Raw genomic sequence first — 2,963 nt, 5'->3', positions numbered from 1 at the left:
TTGGTCGCATGCTGCGACACCGCCTGACCCAAAGCAGCCCGCGTCTGTTGCCCCACCACGCCATCGACCTGCAAGCCATACGCGCGTTGGAACTGCTCCACAGCGAACTTGGTGTTGCCACCAAAGTCTCCATCGGCCTGTAACGGCTTGCCATCGCGACCGGTTACACCCAGTTGTGCGAGCTGGCCTTGCAGCTGCTTTATTGACTCGCCGCGTTCGCCTTGTTCCAGTTTGCCGTCGTGGTAGGAGGGGCCGACATGATGCTTGATTGGCACACCTTCAATCGGATGACTAGTGGCAACTCTCGGAGGAGCTTCGGACGGCGTATGACCCGACAAGCTATTACTCACACTGTTCGCATAGACGGAGTACTGGTCCATCTTGCGTCCCATGGCGGCGTACGCTTCCGCGTTGGTGATATTGCCATCTCCATAAAGAGATGAGTTACCGTTGATGACCGCTGCACTCAGGACACTACTGACTTTCCCATTTGGATTGTTATGCACTGCCTGTAAGAATTTGGGGCCGTCACCTGTACCGAGGTTATGCATCGCATAGACATTCGCAGCTACATCCTTACCACCAAACTTTGCAGCACGATCAATATTCTCGCGTGTAAATTCCGCCAACATTGCAGCTTGGAGACGTGTATCTTGGCGAAGCTCCGGTGCATTTGCCTGAGCGCGAGTAAGCTCGGAAGCATTTTCAACACCATATTTTTCACCATAGGTATTGACCATCTGCTGCCAGGTACTATTCAAGAACTGGCCGTATCCGTAAGCAGACGAGATTGCCATCGTGCCATCGAACTGCCTGACCGTGTTGTTCTCAGGGCGACTGACGGCAACCGGCCGCGCAGCTGGATTGAACCCAGATTCAAATCCAGCGATTTTGACCATCACACCCGGGTCGATGCCCGCAGCGTGCGCAGCATCTACAAGCTCTCGCCGATGCTCAGCCCATCTATCATCAATCCGTGCCATGTAGCGTTCTCCTTAATCGGAATCGTGAATGAACTCAAGGACTCCAGGGGTAGACTCCTTTCGTTTCGTCATAAGAAACCAACCGCGTTTCCAGCACAGTATCGCCACGCTTACGCGTAATCTCCAGCGGATACATGCCAGCAATCGGTTTTCCATCTGTCTTGACGGCCAGCTCGTTAGTTTCGTCAGGAGATTTTTCGCTCACGCGCGGGATTCCAGACACATCACGAATTTCGGAACCCACAGGTACCTGCAAAGAATAACGCGTCACTTGGACCCCTTGCCAGATACCACCAGCAGTGGAAAGCCAGCCATAGCGCGCAGGCCCAACTTGAATGACCTTGGAATTTAGACAACCACAATCACCAGCCTGTCCCATATCGGTGGCGGGCTTTGCAGCTAGGACTTTGATCTTTTTATCGGCATCCAAACCAACAACGAACAGCCCTTCGATACCAGGATCGACTTGCGAATAGATTTCGGCTTGGGGATCGCTATGTGATTGAATATAGACTTTTGTACCATCGGCCTCAGTGGAAACCTTGGAAACCACACCAAGCATGCAGTAATCCAGCGAACCCCCTCCGGCCTTAAACTCATACTTCCAACAATTCCGCGACTGATCGAAATTACCAGCTCCGTAAGCAAAATCCATCAACTCCTTGATGAGCACCTCACCCCTCGGAAAATCCGAAGCTGGATTATTATTTGCACCAACTGGAGCACTTACAGCTTCACGCAAGCTAGTTACAGATAAATCAGCGCGCCCTTGAGACGAGCTATCCTGAAAAGAACATGCTGAAAAAGATGATACTAATACGCAAAAAATCCATGCTCTGGAAAAACTCTTCAATAACCAACAAACCCTATCAAACGCCAATTTTCCTGGAAAAAATTTCATATCTTCATTGCACCACAATGATTAATATTTTTGGAAAAACGGCTCAGAACACTCCGCAACTGATATCTTACAATCATTGCCGGACGCTTTCCCGCACCTCGATAACGCCCTAATTGAGGCCGCATCAAGAGTTTCCGCGCTGGATATTACCCCCCCCTCACCGCCTGAGACAGGGTTGGCTGCGGCAACACATTGATTTTTGTAAACAAATTTTATACTGCAGCCGGACGACTTTAAACTCAGACAATTTTCAAGAGCAACTTTTTCTGCATCATCTCTGGAGAGCCGCCCGGAACTCACTCCGGTGTCTCCATTAGGGGCGCTCGCAATTGCACCCCAGGTTTTTAACCACTTACCGCTAGGTCTCGGGGGGGGAGGGGATATTTCCCCACCGCCCACTAAAGATGAAGGCCCACATTGCGGAGAGCCGACTGGAACTCCCACTGGACATGCCGTTTGGGCATAGACCATGCAAGGCAAGACACCCAAAAGAAAAGCTGTCAATAGCGTCTTCATACATCACCTCGTCAACCATCAGCACTGAGTACTGATAAACTTATTAAAAATGCTAGCACGCTTAAGCCGATACCCCATAGTCATTAGCAATTAATGGCTAGGGGGCCTCATGACGACTAGGATCAAGAATTGCCGTTAATAGGGGCCTTTGCCATGCGCCCCACATCTTGCTGCTGAACTGAATTCATTTGGGATCCTGCAACTCGTCCGGCAGTGTTTGCAGAAGCGTCAGAATTAGTAGTGTCCGCAGCGATTTGACGAGGCACGTATGATCCTCCTGGACCGGCTGGTACCGCAGCGGCCGCAGCGCCGCCGCCCAGCGCCGAGTACGCCGTGAACTGGCCCAGCGTGCCCTGGAAGAAGGCAGCGGCCATTGGTGGTGCGGTGATAATAAGCGTCGTCAATACCAACCCCACTCCTCCCTGCTGCAGCGCCATGCTGCTGATGCCTTCGCCGTTGCCGCCGTTCAGTGCCCACTTCGCCAGGAATGCCACGCCCACCGCACCTACCACCTTGGTCGCCAAGCTTACCGTGAAAGTCAGTACCGACAGCGAGAACATCGT

General features: G+C 52.0%; 3 protein-coding genes and 1 pseudogene. All 4 read right to left on the bottom strand.

What is annotated here, in order from left to right:
• A partial coding sequence (locus XcuCFBP2542_RS18625) for a peptidoglycan-binding domain-containing protein (protein WP_104605709.1) occupies positions 1-899 on the bottom strand: 899 nt, incomplete at its 3' end.
• 118 nt (positions 900-1,017) lie between these two features.
• Positions 1,018-1,884 carry a hypothetical protein gene (locus tag XcuCFBP2542_RS18620; protein ID WP_249027689.1) on the bottom strand — a complete coding sequence of 289 codons (867 nt, stop codon included), beginning with the start codon at positions 1,882-1,884 and terminating at the stop codon, positions 1,018-1,020.
• A gap of 21 nt (positions 1,885-1,905) precedes the next feature.
• Positions 1,906-2,355 carry a DUF4189 domain-containing protein gene (locus XcuCFBP2542_RS18615; RefSeq protein WP_211293039.1) on the bottom strand — a complete coding sequence of 150 codons (450 nt, stop codon included), beginning with the start codon at positions 2,353-2,355 and terminating at the stop codon, positions 1,906-1,908.
• Positions 2,356-2,522: 167 nt separating this feature from the next.
• Positions 2,523-2,963, bottom strand: a pseudogene (locus tag XcuCFBP2542_RS18610) (type IV secretion system protein); the annotation flags it as partial.

Source organism: Xanthomonas cucurbitae, from assembly GCF_002939885.1.
GTDB lineage: Bacteria > Pseudomonadota > Gammaproteobacteria > Xanthomonadales > Xanthomonadaceae > Xanthomonas > Xanthomonas cucurbitae.
The sequence above is the reverse complement of the archived record's forward strand: the minus strand, read 5'-3'. Positions and strand labels throughout refer to the sequence as shown.

Bases quoted from the DNA above. Each gene is read 5' to 3' on its own strand.
- XcuCFBP2542_RS18615 (WP_211293039.1), bottom strand. From the start codon at position 2,355: ATGGTCTATGCCCAAACGGCATGTCCAGTGGGAGTTCCAGTCGGCTCT.
- XcuCFBP2542_RS18620 (WP_249027689.1), bottom strand. From the start codon at position 1,884: ATGAAATTTTTTCCAGGAAAATTGGCGTTTGATAGGGTTTGTTGGTTA.